13 protein-coding genes are annotated in these 20,314 nt (G+C 51.4%); 5 read left to right on the top strand and 8 right to left on the bottom strand.

The window, feature by feature from the left end:
• The first annotated feature begins 716 nt into the window (after positions 1 to 716).
• The 4 genes from J2T57_RS18835 (at position 717) to J2T57_RS18820 (ending at position 5,801) form a co-directional block, all read left to right on the top strand.
• A complete protein-coding gene (locus tag J2T57_RS18835) occupies positions 717 to 1,484 on the top strand; it encodes a zinc ribbon domain-containing protein (RefSeq protein WP_253483382.1) in 768 nt (255 codons plus the stop codon).
• A gap of 279 nt (positions 1,485 to 1,763) precedes the next feature.
• The gene (locus J2T57_RS18830; protein ID WP_253483379.1) at positions 1,764 to 2,072 is read left to right on the top strand and encodes a helix-turn-helix domain-containing protein; all 309 of its coding nucleotides are present in this window, start codon (positions 1,764 to 1,766) and stop codon (positions 2,070 to 2,072) included.
• Between the two features lie 1,327 nt (positions 2,073 to 3,399).
• The gene (locus J2T57_RS18825) at positions 3,400 to 5,058 is read left to right on the top strand and encodes a hypothetical protein (protein ID WP_253483376.1); all 1,659 of its coding nucleotides are present in this window, start codon (positions 3,400 to 3,402) and stop codon (positions 5,056 to 5,058) included.
• Positions 5,059 to 5,252: 194 nt separating this feature from the next.
• Positions 5,253 to 5,801: a hypothetical protein gene (locus J2T57_RS18820; RefSeq protein ID WP_253483373.1), complete on the top strand. Its 549-nt coding sequence runs from the start codon at positions 5,253 to 5,255 to the stop codon at positions 5,799 to 5,801.
• A 147-nt stretch (positions 5,802 to 5,948) separates the two neighbouring features.
• On the opposite strand, the gene J2T57_RS18815 is transcribed toward J2T57_RS18820, so the two are convergent.
• The 8 genes from J2T57_RS18815 to dndB form a co-directional block, all read right to left on the bottom strand.
• Positions 5,949 to 6,386, bottom strand: coding sequence for a DNA phosphorothioation-associated protein 4 (locus tag J2T57_RS18815; protein ID WP_253483370.1), 438 nt, complete (start codon positions 6,384 to 6,386; stop codon positions 5,949 to 5,951).
• Entirely contained in the window at positions 6,379 to 8,427 is a 2,049-nt protein-coding gene (locus tag J2T57_RS18810; protein ID WP_253483367.1) for an AAA family ATPase, read from the bottom strand. Before J2T57_RS18810 ends, J2T57_RS18815 begins: the two co-directional genes overlap by 8 nt.
• A gap of 237 nt (positions 8,428 to 8,664) precedes the next feature.
• The gene (locus J2T57_RS18805) at positions 8,665 to 10,746 is read right to left on the bottom strand and encodes a DEAD/DEAH box helicase family protein (RefSeq protein WP_253483363.1); all 2,082 of its coding nucleotides are present in this window, start codon (positions 10,744 to 10,746) and stop codon (positions 8,665 to 8,667) included.
• A gap of 1 nt (position 10,747) precedes the next feature.
• Positions 10,748 to 13,123 (bottom strand): sigma factor-like helix-turn-helix DNA-binding protein, encoded by a 2,376-nt coding sequence (locus J2T57_RS18800; protein WP_253483360.1) that lies wholly within the window; start codon positions 13,121 to 13,123, stop codon positions 10,748 to 10,750.
• A gap of 886 nt (positions 13,124 to 14,009) precedes the next feature.
• Positions 14,010 to 14,393 carry a DNA sulfur modification protein DndE gene (gene dndE / locus J2T57_RS22495; protein WP_366519131.1) on the bottom strand — a complete coding sequence of 128 codons (384 nt, stop codon included), beginning with the start codon at positions 14,391 to 14,393 and terminating at the stop codon, positions 14,010 to 14,012.
• On the bottom strand, positions 14,390 to 16,369 hold the full coding sequence (dndD, locus tag J2T57_RS18795; RefSeq protein WP_253483357.1) for a DNA sulfur modification protein DndD: 1,980 nt from the start codon (positions 16,367 to 16,369) through the stop codon (positions 14,390 to 14,392). Before dndD ends, dndE begins: the two co-directional genes overlap by 4 nt.
• Before the next feature lie 13 nt (positions 16,370 to 16,382).
• Complete coding sequence (dndC, locus tag J2T57_RS18790) at positions 16,383 to 17,921, bottom strand: DNA phosphorothioation system sulfurtransferase DndC (RefSeq protein ID WP_301289553.1); 1,539 nt, start codon at positions 17,919 to 17,921, stop codon at positions 16,383 to 16,385.
• A complete protein-coding gene (gene dndB / locus J2T57_RS18785) occupies positions 17,911 to 19,011 on the bottom strand; it encodes a DNA sulfur modification protein DndB (RefSeq protein ID WP_253483338.1) in 1,101 nt (366 codons plus the stop codon). The genes dndC and dndB overlap by 11 nt, the downstream gene beginning before the upstream one ends.
• A gap of 137 nt (positions 19,012 to 19,148) precedes the next feature.
• Between dndB and dndA the strand changes: the two genes are divergently transcribed.
• On the top strand, positions 19,149 to 20,282 hold the full coding sequence (dndA, locus tag J2T57_RS18780) for a cysteine desulfurase DndA (protein ID WP_253483334.1): 1,134 nt from the start codon (positions 19,149 to 19,151) through the stop codon (positions 20,280 to 20,282).
• The last annotated feature ends 32 nt before the right edge of the window (positions 20,283 to 20,314 follow it).

Genomic DNA, 20,314 nt, shown 5'->3' with positions numbered 1-20,314 from the left:
GTTATATTTGTTGGAACCATCCACGTCATAACGACACCGTCTCTGGCAATTTGGATGAACTGCTGCCACATATCGCGGGTCATCAGGCCGTCTTCTGAAGCGCGGAGAAGATGGTGAGGCGCGAGGTAAGGTTTGCCATCGGCTCGAATGAGCGGCGCGGGTGCTGCTCTGGAACGAGCTCCAGATGGCCATTTTGTCGACATTCTTAACAACTTCAGCCGAGGCATCCTGTTCGGGCCGGTGTCAATTCAGGTAACTCCATGATCTGCCTGTTAAATATATATCTGGATCGACATTTGCTAGTGCGGTTTCTGATTGGCTCTACCCGTTCACGCGGAGCGGCATCAGTATATAGGTCCGTAGACCGCGGTTCCCGTAAAGGTAAGTTACAGGACAGCTCATATAGATCGGAAAGACTATCCCAGAAAGAGATTCCACACCATACATCCAAAACCTGTAAGAATTAGGGCCCTTTTTATGATCATCGCGATTGCCTTTGGTGGAGAAGTTTTCTCAAAAAATAGTTGGAAATCGAAGGTCGGAAGCTGTAGCACAGTTCTAAACAAATACGGCCGACCGGAATAAGGGAGTCTGTTAAAAACAGACAGGCGTTTTGATGTTAATCGAATATCATCGATGAGCAGAAAAAAGATGCTGACGAAAAAACGCAGCCTAGTCAGTCAAAGAGTCTTTTCGAACGGAAGGATGGGCCATTTATGGGAATAATAGAGGACGAGCAGGAAACCTTTACATTAGATGAGTTTGCATCTCACTACGAATTAACGCCTTTGGAATTGTTGGAGACGATCCGTGACAAAAGACTTAACGGCTATGAAGCAGTGAGGCGTGGGAAAGAAATAATTATAAGAAAGATAAGCAGCGATAGAGAGCAGACGGCTGAGGCGATCGATGAGAAAGAAGAAGCCGCCGATTCCAATGAGCGTGAAAGTAAATCTTTATTTTGCACCCAGTGCGGTGAACGCCTATCTGCTGAGGCTAATTTTTGTCCAAGCTGTGGATTGAAGAAGAAAATATATTCCGAGGAAAATAACACGGAAGTCGAACGAGATTATGCCAGCGATAAGTTCGCACATAAAAATAGAAATTCACTTTCCACCGAGAAAGCCGCAGCATCGTCAAGTGAACGAAATGGATTTTGGTTCACGACAATTTTTTTCTTTATAGCCATAATGCTTGGCGGAATATGGTGGTTCAGTCTAGGGATGCCCTCTCCTACGCTTATTGCAATAAGCCAAATCAAAGAAGAGTGCGAACAGTTCGCTAGGGATCAAAACGTTTCAGGGACGCTATTTGGAAACGGCATCGAGAGACTTACTATCGGCGAATCCTGGATAAAAGATGGGAGACGTGTCGTCGAATTACGGTTTATGAGCAACGAAGACCGTTTTCTTGTCCGTTATTGTGTTTATGGCAAAGGAACCATACAAATTCCAAGCATCATCGATCAATCACGATGGCAGTAGTGTTTACTCATACTTGCAATAGTTATTTAAAAAAGATTTAAATACTTGATTTCTTCCGCTGACACTCTTTTGGAAAACGGCGAAAAAATTAGAGAGAGGCATTCCATAGCTTGTGTTCTTCGAATACTTTTTCCATTCGATTACGACAACAAGAACACGCACTTCTTTTAGAAATATAAGAAAAAATACTCTTTTGCAGCCTGCAATATATTATAAATATATTCATATGTTTAGACCTGTTTCGGTCACCCCTAGAAACAATTGCAAGGAGAAGTAAGCGTGACGCATACAAAACAGAACCTCAAAAAGCACCAGACGAACCAACCGCAGGTCGAGGACTACGAGGGCTGCATCAACATCGGTGGCTGCGATATCGGGTTCGATGAACTCGTCTCCCCACAGGTCGCCGCCAAGATTGCCGGTCTCTCACCTCGAAGCCTTCGTCGACTGGTTTCTCAAGGTGAGTTAGCAGTCTACCGCTATGCTCCAAATTCAATGCGCTACCTTGTGCGTGATCTTTTGGAGTGGACTGAGGAGCGGCGGATTGAACCCGAGGAGCGGATCCATGTGTTGCCGACTTCAACGTAGGCTTTAACCACGGTGCAGCCGCGGGCCAGACGGTGGGACACTGCCACTTTCATTGATCCCACGACCAGCTGGTGATGTCCAGACCCCCGTGGGGGTATTCGACACACTATACCCGGGAAGGGCTACTATTAGCCTTACCTCGCGCCTCACCACCTCTTGCGCTAAACCAGCAGGTCACGCTTTTCCGCACGCTTGCATCAGGCTGCCTCACCCTGACGGAACCATACAGGCCCGCGTCTTCCGGTATTTCGATTACAGTGCCCGGGTGGATCGCGCTACCCACCCGTTTCTTCTGCTCCGCTATAGCATTCGCCGACAAAAACTGTCCCGACCGGGCCTTTGCCACAACCTTGTCGTGAACCTCCTTTGGTGTTGCTCGCCCAAATGTCCGCGATTTACGTTTGGACTTTCCCCACTCCTCACCCGTTTTTCGCTCTAGGGTCTCGACCAGGAGCTCCAGGCCGTCGCTGTTGAGCTCCTGGATGGCGACGAAATCCAACTGGGCGCTTATAGGGGCGACGGCTTCGTAGCTCTTGTCGTTGTCCCATCCCAGATGATGGATGTTCCAGGAAGCCAGACGCAGCTCTGCGCAGGTCCCCGCTGTGATCAACGAAAGAACCGCGAAGTGGATGATTCGGATGACACCAGCCTACCCACCAGTGGGGCGAGTCAGGCGCTATACCGCGTCCAGATGAGCATAGCGCGGGGATCGGCCGCACGACGCCAACCAATCATTTGATGTCGTGTTTTTGCGCAGTCGCTGGAGTCGCAGACGGTGCGCACTGCACAAAGTCGACCGGGCCTGTTGCGGAGCGCGAGCGGGCCGCCCGGGAGGTCGCGGAGAGGCGGAAGGGTTACTCCAGGTCAATCTCCCTGGAGGCACCTCGCCCGTCTTCCTATGTCCCACCTTGCGGTGTGGGAATCCGCCGCCGCGCCCAGTGCACTGCTGGACACCCGGTTCCGACCATACCCCGCGCCATGCGGTTTCTGAGAAGTCGACGGACACCGCATTTTCGAGCCATCTCGCCGACCCAATTCAACGTTATAAATGACGCAGGATTCGTAGACTAAACAGCGCAGAATTTCAGCGCAAAATGATGGGGACGCATCGGGGACACGTTGATACCGTTACCACATTGATGCTTGAAGGCCAGCGCGCAGTCGGAGGTCGCGCTAGTAACACCGACAGTTCGGGCGGTTTTTACCTTTGATCCGTGACCGAGCCCCTAACGCAGGGTCATGCGTGACAGCTCGGAAAGACGAGCAACTCATTTGAACCAAAGCGGCAAAGCAAGTCGAAGGCAGGCTCACTTAGGAGGCTTGACACATGAGCAGAGTTACACCAATACCCCCGGCACTGAACCGGCGTCGATCCAGCAAGACGGATGACGCTAGCCTGCCGCCATCGCCGAACCAGCGCATCTTTGAGCGCCTCGAGCTGCTAAAGGATCAGCATGGATCCACTTGGAGCAAATGGAAGCTGAGAAAGAGGCATCCTGATGAACGGGCATTTCTCATTCAACTCGCCAGGAACCTAGGGACCATCCTGGATAGCCTGGGTCACGGGCGTCGCGGGGAAGCTCTGGAGGCAGCGAAGGGGCCCCACTCAGCAAAAACCGGTGATGCAAACAAATACGTTACTCGCCTAGTGATTCGACAATCGGCTACGACACGAGTTGAAGCTGAGGACTTAGTCAAAAGGCTCACCCCCTACGTTGGGAAGTACATCGCTGTTGCCCAACAGGCAGGGATCATTGCGACAACATCTCAGGGACGGTCCGGGGAGCCGACGCATTTTCTGGCTCGATTGTTTCGCGATACGCCGTTAGACACGACGCTCGGCGATCCAGGCGGTCCCCCCGTTTGGGCACGCACACTTTCCCGAATGCTCGATGCCTGTTGTCTTTCCATAGGAAACCGTCATGGGTTGGCAACATTATTTGACCGTATGGACGAAGCGAATATCTATTCGTCTGATGAGTCTGGATACGGAACCTTCCATGTTACCGAATGGCTATCGGAAACCTTTCACAAGACGGAGCTGATGATTGCTGGCCTCGGCGACCGACCAGTATCGGTTCCCGAGCGAACTCAGGCCGGGGTGCCGTATTCAGGTCTTCCGGTCTTCGTACCTCGCTACCAGCTTGCGAGCGAGTGGCGTGATGTTCCTGCCGGACCAGTGACGTTGCACTCGATTGAACAGGCTTATCCCACAGAATATCCCAGCATTCAGGGGAACATCACAGTTCCAGATGGAATCTTGCGGTTCCAGGTTGATACATCGCTCGGCATCGTTCCGCTGGCGGATGGGCACGATACTGCGACGACCTTGCGCGCTGCCCTTCTATTCCGTCCCCGGGTTCAATTGTTAAACGTCCCGAGAGACACAGAGGTTCGTTGGCTTCGAATGCATCCCCATTTGTCGGAAATCCACGTCGGCTCATGCGACGAAAGCTACGAGGTGTGGAAAACTGCGGCGCGAAGCGAGGAGATGTTTCAACTGTTTAGTGACCCGTTCATAAATTGGTTCGTGGAAGATCGGCACTTGACGGATGTTCATGACGAGCCTGCGGTCTGCCCGGTAGAGATGGAATTCGGTCACGGACCGTGGTGGGTCGTGCCAGTCAACTCTGAATCAGTCATGGAATTTATGGGGCAGGTACACGGTTTCGGGCTTAACACAGCGACAGCTATACCTCTTTACTCTGTAGCTGATATCTCAACGAATCTTGAGGAATATATCGACGCCAGCATCCTCCCTGGCGCAACCACTCTTGCCGAGACTATCGCTCCGCCGGATACCTTGGCGGCCTACGTACAGTGCGACTTATTGGCAAGGAAGAATCAGAGCGGAATCGTCAAAGAGCTTGAAAACGGTGCGATGAGGATCAGAGCGGCGTTCGAGAACCTGGAGGGTGCCGTAAATCGTTTAGTTGACGAGGCACATACCGACTTTTTTCGAAGCTTCACGTCGTTAGACAACTGATTTTTCCAGCAAAACACATCCAAATACGTATACAGGAGAGAAACGACATGAGCACCACAGATAAGGACCTCAGAGATCATTGCCATTCAGTGTATACACAGACCCGAAATAAGTGGGCGAGCTTACGCGGTCAATACCCGACGTGGGAGTGTCGGTATAGCATCCTGTACGGACCACCCGTGCTAAGGCCGGAGTTGCTGATTCTGGGCACCAACCCCGGATTCGATCCGAACGACCTCTACGACGCGGAAATCGAGAGTTGGCCGAAGGCGAATGAGTACTGGGTGAAGGACTGGCCGTTAGCAGTCCGACTCAGAGCTCTGTTTAGGGACGGAGGTTGCACCCAAAGTCTGCGGGAGGCGGTCGGAGCGAATCTTCTATTTTTTAAGAGCAAATCACTAAAACCCCATCGATCCGGCTTGGGGTGGAAGGATAACCCACCGCATATCAGGCATGCACTGGAGCGGTTCTGCAGTGAACAACTCAGAGGGCTTGTGCGGGAGATCAACCCAAAGCGTATTCTCACGCTCGGCTTTCAGCCTTTCGATTATATTACGGATTCAGTTATGCAGGTGACCCGCAGCGCAACAGACAAGGACCCGAAACGACGGATTTTTGCGGTTGGTACGGGTTGGGATCGAGAGGTTCTCGGGATGATCCACCCAACCGGCGCGCGCGTTTCCAAGCAGGATTGCCAGGTGATCACGCATCAGCTTGGCTCGTACTTCGGGAGTAGTGGGTAGACCGCGGCGTCAGCAATTCAAAAGTGGAGGCATTGGATGTCGCCAGCCGTCACCTCGGTGGCGTCAGTCCTGAGGGGTTTGAACAGGCCTCATCTCGAGGCTCGGAGGTGTTCGCCATAGCTTGGCCACTCCATAAGCTTCCCAGTCCTAGTCATGCAACCTCGCAAGGCCCGTAATATCATCCAGTAGTGTGTGCCGCTCTTCCTCTCTCTGCACAAGATTAAGCAATCCTGCCCGCCACTCTTGCCGTCCCTCTTGAATCTCCCGTCTAAGAATATCCAATCCGCCGTTTGCGTACTCCTCGAAAATCTCTATCCTCTCATCTTCTTTCGACGGCGCAATCATATTCGGATCCCCAGATGCTTCGATAGCAATTATATTCATAATTGTCTTATCGTAATCCCCCCGGAAAACATCCATGTCGATCGGCTCGCTACTCTTTTGAAATGATTTTCTATTGCCACGGCGATAACCAAGCGCGGCCGCAAACACAAGCGCATCTTTAAATGTCGGAAAGAGACCTTTATTTTTCAGCTCGACCAGCAAATCATCGAATTCTTCCGGCCGTCGGACCCGGTTAACCATAATATCCCTCCTCAATCGTTGTGAATTCTGGCCCTTCGGTCCGTTTTACATACGCTGAATCGTAATCGGAGTCTCTAATTTTAGGCGCATGATAAATCAGACTATATTCTTTCCCTATGTAAGGTCGGCATCGCTTATCCACTTCTTCGCTCCATTGCGAATTTGATGCAAATATTACAACTTGATCTGCCAGCTTCGGTATATTCTCAGAAATCTTTTCCCGATACTCCTTATCAAGAGCACCGAACGGTGAATCCATTATAATCGGAAAAACACCCCCCTTGAAAAACGCACCTTTATTCTTGTTCCGCTCCTTTGCCAAGCTCACAAGGCTGGCGATAAAACTCAAACTCGTGACTTGATTTTCTCCGGTTGACTTCTCTGACACGAACTGCTTCCCGACCCCGGGAACGTTTTTAAATATTCTTAAGGTATACTCCTCATCTATCTCCGCCCAGAAATCTTTCCTTAATATTTCCCTAAACGTCGCATTGACTTTTTGTGAAAGATGCTTCCGTGTTTCTTCCGACAGCGCCTCGTGAAGCTGATCCAAAAGATTCTTGCACTCCACTGCGTAATCCAAACGCCGCCTCGCTAAATCCTCTTTCTCCGATTTCGATTTTACTTTGTCTATTTCCTGTTTTAAAGCTTTCAGGTCGTCATCGATCGCCCCGATGTCTGCAAGCGCTTTATCTCTCCTAGTATTTTCTTTCGCCTGCCTGTCACTTAGTTCTTGTCTACGCGCCTCCAATTTTTTCACATCCTCGATCTCTGAAGTGACCAGAGTACTGCCAATCTCATCCAGCTCCCCCTTAGCATCCTTCGCGCTCTCCTCAAGGCCCGTCTCTTTCGCTGACCATACCTTTAGCTGCTCGAAGAAGCCCTCCCTTTCCCGCGGCAACACCCCTAGGTTACCCACGGTCTCTGTAAATGCCGCCTCCACATCCTCTTCGGTTGCCTTATCGCGGTACGCCTGGACATTCGCCCTCTCCGTAGACCCTTCAATAAGGAGCGTCCCGCAAATACACGACTCCTGCTTGAGCAAGTCGTCGACAAACGTGCGCCGTATTTTGTACGGAAGCTCACCCTTCTTACGGCATTCCTCCAACCGACTCGCAGTCCGCTCTATAGCATCCGATAGGAACGCCAACGCTCCTAGCCGCGCCACGCGCTCATTCCTCTCGATTCGAAGGATCTCCAAATCGTGCTCGAACCTCTCCACCACCCGCTCCAGCTCTTTTCGTCTTGCTGTCTTCTCCCGAACCTCCACTATCCGCTCATACGAGTCGTTGATGGCATCCAGTTCCTTCTGGAAACCCTCCTTATTCACTTCCGCGTCCTTCTTTTCCCTATCAATCTCATCCCGCCGATCGCTAAGCTCCCCTTGCTTTACCAACAGTTTGCTATAATCTTCCGATGCTGACTCACTGGCTTCCTTACGTACGTCTTTGATAACGAGCCGCCCGAGATGATCACTTGCGCGCTCGACGATCTCCAAGCCCATAAGCGTACGAATCGCGCTTCGAATTTCCCCCGCCGCCGAAACGTTGGCTAATTTTTCGATCCTTTCCCCGTTAAAAAAGAAATACGTATGCATTTTCTCTGGGATGATTTGATTAATGTGATTCGTAGGATTCGAAGAACGTTCAAATCGTCCGTTATTGTCCACCCAACTGACGTCAAGCACCGCCTTTCCAATTGGCTCTGCCTCCAACGCACCTGGAAGCCGTCGGTACTCCTGCTTTCTAAGTGCTGTATAATCTACGTCATCGTGTTCGAATTCCAACATAATGGAAAGCTCGACAGTACCGCCATGATCTACTTCCGTGAGCACTAACTCATTAAGAATTGACTGCTCCCCAGTATCAAAATCCGTTGCACCATAGAGAACCCATTTAAATGCATTTAGAAGAGACGTTTTTCCTGCGCCGTTCTCACCATGAACAACTGTTATCATCGAGCCCGCATCGCAGCTGAACGTTATTTCGTTCTCTCCATAGAACTGTCTAAAATTCTTTATAGTAAGCGCTTTTATTCTCATTACTTAACCCCGCGCTCTATCAGCTGCTTTATTCTCTTCGCTATTTCTTTCTCAACACCAGTAACGGATTGAAGGTTTTTATAATTCTGATACTCTTGCTCAATTTCAAGGATCTCATTTACCGTTTTTCTTGCGTTCGGTGATGCGCTCTCCAAGATCTCGCGTGGCGTCATATATTTCTTCATAATCACCTACCTCGCTTGCCCATTGCTGATTGCGAAGCACTTCCCAAAAACTCTATAAGTCGAGAAGATTCAATCTTACTTTCATATCCCTCATTTTATCAAGCGCCTCCCCATAATTAATGGCAAGCTCCGCAAATTCATTGAATCTCATTAATTCCCTTTTCAAAAGCCCTCGCTCAGCAGATAAATCTCCTTGCTCGGAAAACCCCCCAACATTCGGCACGGTTATGAAATCATACAAGGTTGCTTTATCCTTGCCAGGTGCCCGCCTAAGTACGCGTCCCCGACGCTGCACGAACTCTTTCGGATTCGCGGACGATGCGAGGATAAATGCCGTCTGCGTAGACGGAATATCTACACCTTCGTCAAGACATCTGATCGCCAAAAGCACTTCCAACCGTCCTTCTGAGAAATCAGCCAGCAATCGTCGACGCTCCTCTCGTCCTTCGCCGGCCGTGAACTTATTGGCTTTCACGCCCAACTGTTTGCCTATCGCTCTCAACGCACGGTCTATGTAACGCTCTCCGTTGTCCGAGCTATCTCCGCAGTACACCAATGTATGCGACCAGCTCGTTTTTTCGCCAAGCAAGTCGAGCAGAGTCGGAAGTTTATTCTCGGCCTTTCCAACTAGCCTCGATCGCTTAATAAGTAGCCTCTTCAGGTAATCGTTACTCCCGATGCTATCAGAAGAATTTCGATGATAAGCTTGAGATATAGCTCTGGAGAGGACTTCATATTCCTTATTCTCTTCCTCGGTCAAATAAACGAGAATAGGATAATAGTAATATTCACAAAGATATCCGCCCTCAATGGCCTTATCTAATCCGAACGACAAGACCTCATCGCCAAAGTATTCTTGCAGCGCCTCAGTGCCCTCAAGATCTCCTGCTCTTTCCGGCGTAGCCGACAACCCCATCCGAAATCCCGCTTTTTCCGGAAGAGCTTGCAATGAAGTTCTAGCGCCGAGATTATGCATCTCGTCCCCAACGAAGACTATGTTTGCGCGCATATTGCTCACAAGATTCTGGAAAGGCCGGTCTCGCATTGTTGCATTCACCGTAATAAACATACACTGCGGCCGGAGTCCCAGTTGGATCTCATTCACCTGGCGCTGCGCCTCCGCGATCCACCTCACTACCCCGCCGTAACACAGGATAGGCTCGAACCCAAATGCGGCGGCCTCCGAAGCCCACTGCTCCGCGAGATGCTGATACGGGACGGTTATGATAATAAAGAGCCCAGCACCCCGTTTCTGGCAATGGTGGCACAGCCTCGTGAGTGCCGTCAGCGCGGTCACCGTTTTTCCAGTTCCGGTGGCCATGTGCAAAATGCCGCGGCCATTGTTACTGAACCACTTATTAATGCCATCTTCCTGGTAAGGGCGAAGCTTCCCGTTGTCCAGAAACTTATCAGGGATATAGGGACCGTTAGGTATGGTTGAGATAAGCTCATAATGCCTTTCGACTGCCGACGCACTTCGCACAAATGGCTCAAGATCGACCGCGTGCGGCTCCTTGACCAAGAGGTTTTCATCCCGCCCTTCCCACATCCTGTCAAAACTCTTACCTATTTCCTCGATTCGCGCATGGCTCTCTTCTGACGACCACGAACAAAAAACACTAAAAGCCTCCCAGTTTGTACCGGCACCGCCTGTCAGATTATAGGATCCCAGAAAGGCCACCTCATTCCCTAGCGTATCCCTAAAGACGCCTTGTTTCGCATGCATTATCCCGTGAAGGTTGTTATACGGGAAACCGACACGAAAACTTATGATGCCATCCTTAATAAGCCAACCAAGCGCCTCTCTTGTGTGCTGTGTCAATTCTTCGTACAAGGTCTGGAAAGACACTGAAACGCGATCATTCAGAACACTTTCAGCATCCTGCCAGTTTTCACTGAGCACTCGTCGATCTTCATCTGAAAGGGTTGGAGCAATTATCCAACGCGCATGCCCGCCATTCAGCGCGAACTTCGCAATTCCGTAGGCCGCATCCCTTAGCCATTGGGAGCTAAAATATCCCACGGCTACGTCATAAGACGCAGCCTGGCCGAAAACCGGAACGAAAAACGTGGAAATGGGATCTTGCTCTGTAGTCGATACGTAGAACGGCAAAGTTAGACTTGATAGATTCATTCTAGAGTCCGAAATTGCTTAAAATCTTATTCAGCACCGCCTCACCGTCCGAGTCCGGCCCATACTCGCCCACCCCAAACCGGGGCCTAGGATCATACCGTGTCAGGTCTTTCGCTCCTCTCTCAGTAACCCTTTGCCGAAGGCGTTCTCGGCTGTCAAGCACTCCCGGCTCCGCAGCAATGCACTCCCTGATCGCCGCGTCGTATGCCCGCACTTCATCTGGCAACCGTCGAATTTTGACCATGTCTCCAGGATGCAGTTCGAACCCACCTTGCTTGCTTAAAAAACTCTTAAGCACTGTCGGCGTCAAGAAATAGCCCACACTCTCTAGGGCCTCCGATAGCGCGAACGTCGTCTTACCCCCTCCCGCCAAGGCGATTTGCGACGCCGTAACCACTGCTCTTTGCTGTTCATGGTCACCAATGACAATTGACGTTAGATCGTACCGACCTCGGCTTACGCGAACGATACACGCGAGGGAGTCGAGAAAACCGCTGACCGTGCTATGAAAAATCTCGCGCCGACCTTCTAATTCTTCCATAATGTCCCGAACAGTAACTGGGCCATGCGCCTCCTCAACGATTTTGACTATTTCGTCCTGAAGCCTTATGAATCCTTGTTCTGGGGTAAATTTCTTTAACCCAATCATCATACCGCGACGGACGTCGAATCTGTCATCGTCCTGCAAAAGCCCCAAAAGCATAAAATGACTGAAGTCGCGACCAAACCGTGAGCTTTCACCTTGAAATATTTCCGCAAATATGACCTTAGTGCTTATATACTGCTCTTTCTCCCGAAGAAATGCGTAGGCGCGTTCTCGAATCTCCTTCATACGATCCTCATCCAGTGCAATATTTTCGTACAAATCGTATGTTCCCCGCCCTACAATCAATGCGTCTCTTGATCGACCAAGCGCACCACCGATCGCGTGTATTGAATCATCACGGCCAAATAACTCATAGTTTTTTGCTCTTATTTCCTCGCAATGCAAACCCCTTCCAGCTTGCCGAAGAACAAGTGTGAATCGTGTCATGGCAGGAAGCTTTGGCGCCTTAGCGAGAACCCCCTGATTAAAGGTGGCGGCGAATTTATCTTCCATCTCCTCACGGATTGCCTGTTTACTATAGTCCGGGATCCGCTGATCGAGATAGCTCAAATGTATCGGCAATGCCATCCTGTTAAGCAAATTTAGTATTCTCGATCTGAGTGATTGATTTAGTTCTTCTATTTCAGCTCCGTAGTCCACTTCCCCTTCATCAATAGACCAGCCCATTTCATTACTAAGTGCTTCTTCCTCCAAAAACTCCCTCAGGCTTCCGTACACTACATCAATCGCCAGCTTCTCCTCAGTTGATAGCTCTGGAAGAAGATCTTTTACTCTGCTCCAAGGAACAAGCTTACGATTACTAAAAATTTTCCCAATAACATCTTCGTCTTCGATCAACGCCCGCAATTTGCGCAAATTTTTTCGAGATCCGATTTTTTCAATCGCCTTTTTCTGTAATTGTCGAACTCTCTCTCTGGTTACATCATGCCTAAATGCCACCTCTTCTAAGGTCGATGGTTCGACCCCGTCAAAGCCATAGCGTTGACGCAGAACGTCAATCTCTCTTTGATTTAGTTTCTCTAAAAGCTGGCGCATGTGAGCCGCAAGGCCACAACACTCTTTTGATAAAGTATTGCTTGATAAAGAATGCGTTTCTTTGAGAATTTTTCTTGAGACGGCAAGAAATTCTTTTTTTTCATTTTCTGGGAAATGCTTCATTTTGAGAAAAATAAAAATACTTTGAGAGAACCTTTCCGGCAAACCCACTTCCAACAATCGGCTCTCAATAACGTGAAGTGTTTTTTTCTCGAGTTCGACTAAGGTTTTTCTGCCACAATTTCTAGCGTTGAGGCATTTTTCCTTTATTTTTTGATACTCTCCAAGAAAAGATGAAAATTCAATGTTGGCAACATCGATACTGGCTAATACGTTTTCTAATCTGGTTGACACGCCTTCATCGTAGAGAGCTCGAGGGAAAAGAAGGCCTTTTAATATGGCTTCGCATCCATTTTTTATGGCTGCTTCCTCTTCTTCTTCACGATTAAGAGGATTCACCTGATGTTTATTTTTGGTAGTTACTTCGTCTCCGACTAAGGCATACTCCTTTATTAGTATTTCGTGCAATTCCAGTACGCTCTTTTCTCCAAGATTTGGAATTTTTCGCATTTCGCAATAGGCTCGGTCCGAGTCCTGCATGTATTCGCTTAATGTTCTTATCGGCAATTCTCCGTATAAATCTGCACGCTTAATTGCATTGGACAACCGCCTGGAGACATCACGCCTTTCCAGGATGGAAATTATTCTGTCATCAAATGGGCTTCTATTCTCCACACGCTCCTCGGAATTTACGCACTTTACTTAAAATTTTTTCAGGAAGGCAGCTTGAGCCGAACCTTTTATTGCGCGGGCAATTCGAACGAATTCCGATTTAGGACGTAGATTTCTTCGCACGAATAGAAAAGACGCTTCAAGTTTTTCGATCCCGCCGCTTGTGCCGCAAGTTTTGTGCATTGTGTCATCCTCCCAGCCCGCGCACCCTGGCTCGCCTATCCATTTATGAATGGCACATGGTCATTACGCAGCCGCCCTCTGACGGTCCTATTTCCTTATCTTGCGTATGCGACATCTCAACCTAGGTACGCCTCAAAGTTCCGATTGTGTGTGGAATCGGGCTATGTCAAGACGCGAACCGAATCCCTACCATACGATAGCAGATACGCGGGCAATACCTTCCAACAGCGACACCCAGTCTGTCATACCGTGTCAGGAGACGGGCATGGAAGAAGAGGCGATTTTCCGAGGAACAGATCATCGCGTCCTGCGTGAAGCGTAGGCCGGCATCGCCAAACCAGCAGTGACCCTATAGAAAAGCACTGGATGGGTCGGTTTTCGATTTTCGAATCACCGCCCAAGTGGGTCAGTTTCTGTTGCCGTTGACACTATGCCGGAAGTACGGGTTCAGTAGCGCCACGTTCTACAACTGGCGGTTGGGCGAAGTACGTCGGCATGGTCTCTGAGGCGACGAGACTGAAGGCGCTGGAGTTCGAAGACGCCCGGCGCTGGAGGTGGGGGTGTGCTAACACTCCCGCTACGACGGACTTTATTCGGGTGGATCACTTGGGTCGCGCCGCTCGGGAGGAGTTATACTGTCCACTCTCGGGAGTTGGTAGGTACTAAACACAAAGGTACATGGTACTGCAGGCCCGGTATCGCTTCCTTATCTTTTGTAATTCGATTCTAAAGCACTTTCCAAGACATCCGCGAGGCTCTGCTTAGAAAGTAGATACGAAATCCCCCGATGGACATGCAAACGGAATACAGTCAATAACTGAGCGTCCGTCAAATCGTAACCATCGTGCCTTGCTCGTTCTTTTAGCAATGCCCAATAAACAGAACGTCTACTGCCGGCGAACGTCTTCCACGTCATTTCTACGTTACTGTCAGCAGGAATCATTTCGTATGGCGGTATGCTTGGTTCAGCTAACGACCTACAAAAAGCCCACCGGCAAAGTACGTTCCAATGCTGAATACCGGTTCGACGCTTCAGTGTGATTAACTGTGTTTTGGCTTTTTCCGAAAGCCGGATATTATCAATACTCATACCACCTCCCGAGCCCAAGGGTACCCCTCCACCACCTCGGAGGACTGTTTTTCCTCGTCATAGGTCAGTCCGTACAACTTGGCCGCCACTGGTTCTAGCCTCTTGAAATAGCGGTGATCGATTTCTTCATCTGTCGAAAGAAGTATTACCTGGTGACTAGCATGAGGGAAGTACGTATCAACGAGCCTTTGACGATGATTCCCATCCAGGCGCCCAAGAGGTGTATCAATGACTGCGGGTATCGGTTTACCGGACGCCTTCGTCAGCCCCCACACAATTGATACCGCCAAGAGCTGCCGCTCACCCGCAGAAAGGCGCTCGGCTGAGAGCTGATTACCGGCCGCATCGATCAACGTCAGCTCATATGTGGCCGGGTCGATGCGCACATCCTCCAACAGTCGCTGCTTATGCAGAAGCAGTTGTAAACTCTCAAGAATAAGCTCCTCTAAACGGTGCAGGTTCTGGCGTACTAGGGCTTGGCGATACTGCCTTAGTGTATTCTTGATCTTATCCGCATGAGTCACAATCCTCGCACCGATTTCTTCTGCAAAATCCTCAAGCTTTCGATCGCTTGCTAATCGCAGTCGACGATTTTTGGCGTCCTCGATTTTCTGTTGGAGTCGGTCGATCTTAAGCTGCTGCTCTTCAATCCTCATCCCGTATGCGCTCGCCTCAACTTGGGCTTCCTGCAGCCGGCCAGTGATGTCACTAAGTTCCTCCGGTTCAGGCATCCCTTGCAGGCGACGCTCTTCGTTGAATACCTGTGCTTGTACCGACCGGTGATGATCGAGAGCGCTGGCTAACTGGGCTGCAACGGTGCCGAGCTGCTCAACGCTAACGGGCTGAAAATCCGACGGATCTACATCCAAGTACTGTGGTGAGCTTAGCGCTTCCGTGCGTTTCTGGTAGTCAGCCGAGAAAAACTGACTGATTTCGTATATATATTCGTCGGGTGCCGAGAGCTGTTTCAGCCTTGCGGCAAGTTCTACGTCGCGACGCTTCAGCTGGTCGAGAAACCCTTCTTGTCTCTTGGCGTCTAGTTCCCTCTGAGCCTGCTCCTTACTGGTCTGAATGAGGTCCTGCGCCAACAGGAGGGGAGTATCGGCCGCTGCCAACTCCTGTAGAGTGCTCTGGCTATACGCCAAAGCACCTCTGGCTGCCTGGAGGGACTGCTCGATGGTCTGCCGCCGCTCGTAGAGCTCCCCACCGCGTTCACGGTACTCAGCACGGAGCCGTCCCAACCTCTTTTCGATCTGATCGAGTTCAGAACGCAATGTGGCCTTCTGGCCGATTAGGGCCTCGTGTTCAGTCTCCAGCGAGTCTTGTTCCTTTTGTAGCAACTCCATCTTATCTGAGGCTTCGCGAATACCCTCGTTGGCGAGTCGACGTTGGATGACTGTATCTAGGTCTTTCCCGAGTTGTTCGACCAGATCGAGCCCGAGGAGGGACCACAGACCACTACGCAAGAGCGTGGATGCGTTCTCAGGTTCCGCGAAGTACTCAATTTTCTCCCCATCGAAGAAGAAAAGGCTAGACATACGGGATGGTATAAACTCGTCTACGTGCTCATACCAATGCTCTGTGCAGACAGGATCGATCTTTCCGTCTCTAACGACTTCGACAGTCTCTTTGATTCTCTTGCCACTCAGTCGCCATGAACGGTGCAAGCGAATTGTTTCTTCGCCCATGTCGGAGAGTACGCGGAACTTTAGCTCGAGAGCACTACCCTCTTCTGCTTCAACATGACGATTAATACAGCGCTGGAGGAAGGTGTCATAAGCTAGACTCCCGCGATTTGAACACTGCGCCAGTTTCCCATAAAGGACGAGCTGGAGCGCATCCAACAGGGTCGTCTTTCCCCCGCCGTTTAGAGCCCCAATAAGGATGATCGGCTTCCCGGATTCAGGACGGAGATCAACAACGTGCCTTCCCCGATAGATACCAAAGTTGTGTAAGACAAGTTCGTCGAAAATCATTTCAACATCCTTGTTAGCCTTCCTCTATAAGGGTGTCAAAGCAGTTAGGGTGGATCTCCTTGATCATATCCCTTGCGGCGTTCACCGCCTCTTGCCGCCTGAGGGCGAACTGCTCTGCTTCCGCTTCGCTTTCGAAAGCGCTGCGCTCAAGGGCCTTATCAAGCGCTTTATAGAGTCCGGCTCGTCGAGCCATCGTTCGATGTCGATCCTCGATGTGCAGAAGCTCACGGACCAGCTCGAAGTGAAGCCCTTCCTCATCCCCTTGTTCTCTGCAGACTTCAGTGAGAAGGCGCATCTCCTCGGAGCCGAACGTTGACGATTGGTTAAAGGCTCGGCCTGGATACTCTTCACCTGTCACATCACGGTAAATGCCCGGCAGGCGATCCTCGACCTCGTGCTTTTCGACAACCCAGACACGCCTAATCTCGTCGAGCTCTTCCAACGTGATCGAATTGAAGTCTTTTACGATCTCGGGCGCCTCTCCTCGGTATGCGGCATCACGAACCCGCTGCTGGGCTTCGAGAAGTTCGCGAAGAAGCGTCTCCCTGTAGTACTGTTTGTACGGACCATGGACAAGACGACCATTGTGGACCATCAGTGAGCCGTTCATCTTGCGAAAGTCTCGGTGCTGACGGTCAACTTTGATGTCGAGGTAATGATTCCGGAATTCCATGAGCGGGGTCATCCACTCCTTTTCGTGGTCGTTTCGGATCATTGCCTCCATGGACTTGTCCTGCTCAACCATGGTGCAGACGTAGCAACCGAAACGGCTGTCGCCACAACTAGGGGTGCTTGTATCCACGACGAGCGGGCATTCGCCGTCTTCCGTGGCACCCTGGTACATGCCCAGCAGATCCTTGTTTCGATAGCCCCATGGGTTTTTTACCTGCATGAGGTACTGCCACACGTCATCGTTCGACCAATCGCCAATAGGCGTGAAGACCCAGCTCCTATCGAGGTCGCCGTGGGTGCTCAGTAACTCACGGGTACTCGTTCGTTCATACCGCGCCATGTTGGCGGACCGGCATACGCTTTCCGCTTTGCGGGTGCCGAGCACCAAGATCGCTTCACCGTTCTGTCGAACCAAATCGTTGATGAACCGATTTGACGGATTGATCTTCAGCCGACTGGTGCACCAACGAAATTTCGGGCGCGGGGCCGGATAGCCCTTGCCGATCAGGTTCACCCAGAAGCTATCCGTAGGATCGGGCGTGAGTCTGTGCGCCTGAATAGGCATTTCCTGCTCATCGGAAGCATCACGGATCTTGTGCAGAGTGTGCTCAACCCACATCGCAACGATCGGGTTCTCTACCAGTGTGTCAGTACTAATGACATGCACCGGTTTCTGACGTTGCTCTTTCGGCAGAGCGGCCACCGCATGCCATACCAACTGCAGCGTCGCGGTAGAGTCTTTCCCTCCGCTGTACCCGATAACCCAGGGGATCTCATCACTCAGGTACAGGGCCTGGATTGTCGCCATGAGAGTGTCAATCGTGTCCCGAAAACCCGTAGCGAAAGCCGTCTTCCGCTCGACCTTGGCCTCAACTGGCATGTTCACCTCGCATAAACGCGTCTTCTGCTCGCTGTTCTTCCAGAGTGAGCTCGAGTCCCACAGTCTGCTTCAGGAGATTCGCCGTCAACGTGATGTTGTGGGAAGCTTTTTGCATACGGCCTCCTGTCATCGCACGACCCTCCCAAAGCCGGCTATTGGTGCGAGACCAATCAAGTTCCCCCAAGGACTGGAGGCGCTTCTTCCAGGCCTTGTCTTTCTCTACTTCAAGGAGGCGACGCCCAACGACACCTAGGGCTTGCAACACGATGGAGTGGGAGTGAACGAAGTCTCGCCGCACCTCACCCGCCGTCATCTTCGATTGCCTTACGAATTGCCACTCAGGTAGGTGGTTGCCGATCTCAGCCCAATACTCGCAGCAGGTCGCGCCAGCTTCTTCAATGGAATCCGCGTTTTCAGTACCCAAAAGGGCACAGGAAGCTGAGTATATCGCACTCAGAGTGAAGAGCTTGCGTGACCGGGGCGACAACGTCGTCTTCTCGAGCTCAACAACGTCTTTGAACGTCTCTGACTTCATGGCGACTAGCTTCGCGACCTGCGCCATGTTGTTGCGGTGATCGTACAGGAGTCCGAGGGACCGGCTCGGCCTCACAGCATAACGGTTTAGGTCCGCGAACATCTGCTGGCAACGTTCCAGGTTCCGATCAAGGAAGAAGACAACAGCTATAGTCTCACCGCCCAAACTCGGGTCTTGGCGCAGTGCCTCCTCGATAGCTTTGCGGCGGTGCTGACCATCGTTGATGATGAACCGCGACTCCATGTCCACATGCAGAGCCCCAACACGATTCGCTTCACCCTCTTCTCCGAGGGCGCGGAAACGCACAGAGCCATCGATCGACGCGGTCAAAGCGGAGAACACGTAGTCGTCTCGGTTCTCCAGCAGGTAACGGGTAATCTCAGGGATTCGAGCGTGGTTCATTATCCGCTGGGCCCGCACCTCGGGGAGTAACTCCTCTTCGTCAAAGAGAAAAACCTTGGGGATGAGCCGCAGCGGGCACATGGACACGTAGTACTCGCGCCCCGCCTGCACGCCACGAATAGACGGGAAGACGTATTCGAAAGACGCATCCATGTAGCCCAACCTCGGTACGCCATTCAAACGGCAGATCTTGCGCCCCAGAAGCGCTGCCGGTTTGTGTGCAAGTTCGGAATGTTTGTATATTGGCACACGTACAAACGAGTGTCACCACCCCACGGAATGAGGTCAGCATGACAGTCTACTTGGATTGCAATGCAACCACGCCACTGGAGCCCGAGGTCCGCGACGCCGTCATGCTGTACCTGAGCGAAGAGTACGGCAACGCCGGAAGCAGGACCCACGAAACGGGCGCAAGAGCCAAGAAGGCGGTCGAAAACGCCCGACGGAGTGTCGCTGCGGTGGTTGAAGCCTCACCTGACGAAGTAATCTTCACCAGCGGCGCGACGGAGAGTGACAACCTAGCGATCCTGGGCTTAGATGCCAATGGTTGCGGCGTGGGGAAACCGCACATCGTCACCACAGCGATCGAACATAAGGCGGTCCTAGAGCCAGTCGATGTATTGGAGGCAAGGGGATACGAGGTGACAATCATCACGCCTGGGACTGACGGACAAGTGTCATCTCAGGAGGTCCTCAACGCTATTCGGGACGAAACTGTGTTGGTCTCGGTTATGCATGCGAACAATGAAACTGGCGTTCTGCAGCCGATCGAGGAAATCGCCGCTGGCCTATCTCCCACGGGGTGGCCAATCTTCCACGTGGACGCTGCGCAAACCTTCGGTAAAGAGCTCTCCGCCCTTCGCTCGAAGCGCATCGACCTTATTAGTGTCAGTGGCCATAAACTTTACGCTCCCAAAGGTATTGGGGCCCTCATAGCTCGAAAGCGCGATGGGAAACGCCCACCGCTACGACCATTGACCTACGGCGGCGGACAAGAGCTGGGACTTCGGCCTGGAACACTACCCGTCCACCTAATCGTCGGCCTTGGTAAGGCTGCCGATATTGCAGTGCGAGACTTGGAGAATCGACGCCAGCGTTGCAAGGAGATCCGTGAGCGGGCGCTAGACGCGCTCGGCCTTTTGGGTATTCAACACAATGGTCATCCCGACACCACGCAATCGCACGTCCTGAACATCTCGGTGCCGGGTGTCGATTCAGAAGCTGCGATGCTTGCCTGGAAAGGGCTCGTCGAGGTTTCAAACGGTTCCGCGTGCACGTCTACCAAATATGAACCCAGCCACGTGCTTCAAGCGATGGGTCTCGACGAAGATCAAGTCGAAGGCGCGATTCGTATATCCTGGTGTCATATGACCCCGGAAGTCGACTGGGGTGAGCTCACTCGGCACCTTCGAACTTTCTTGTAGAGTAGTGGAAACATCCGACCGACCACCGCCAA

Origin of the sequence: Natronocella acetinitrilica (assembly GCF_024170285.1) — a bacterium.
In the GTDB taxonomy this organism is placed as follows: Bacteria; Pseudomonadota; Gammaproteobacteria; order Nitrococcales; family Aquisalimonadaceae; genus Natronocella; species Natronocella acetinitrilica.
This window is presented reverse-complemented; position numbering and strand designations above follow the sequence as displayed.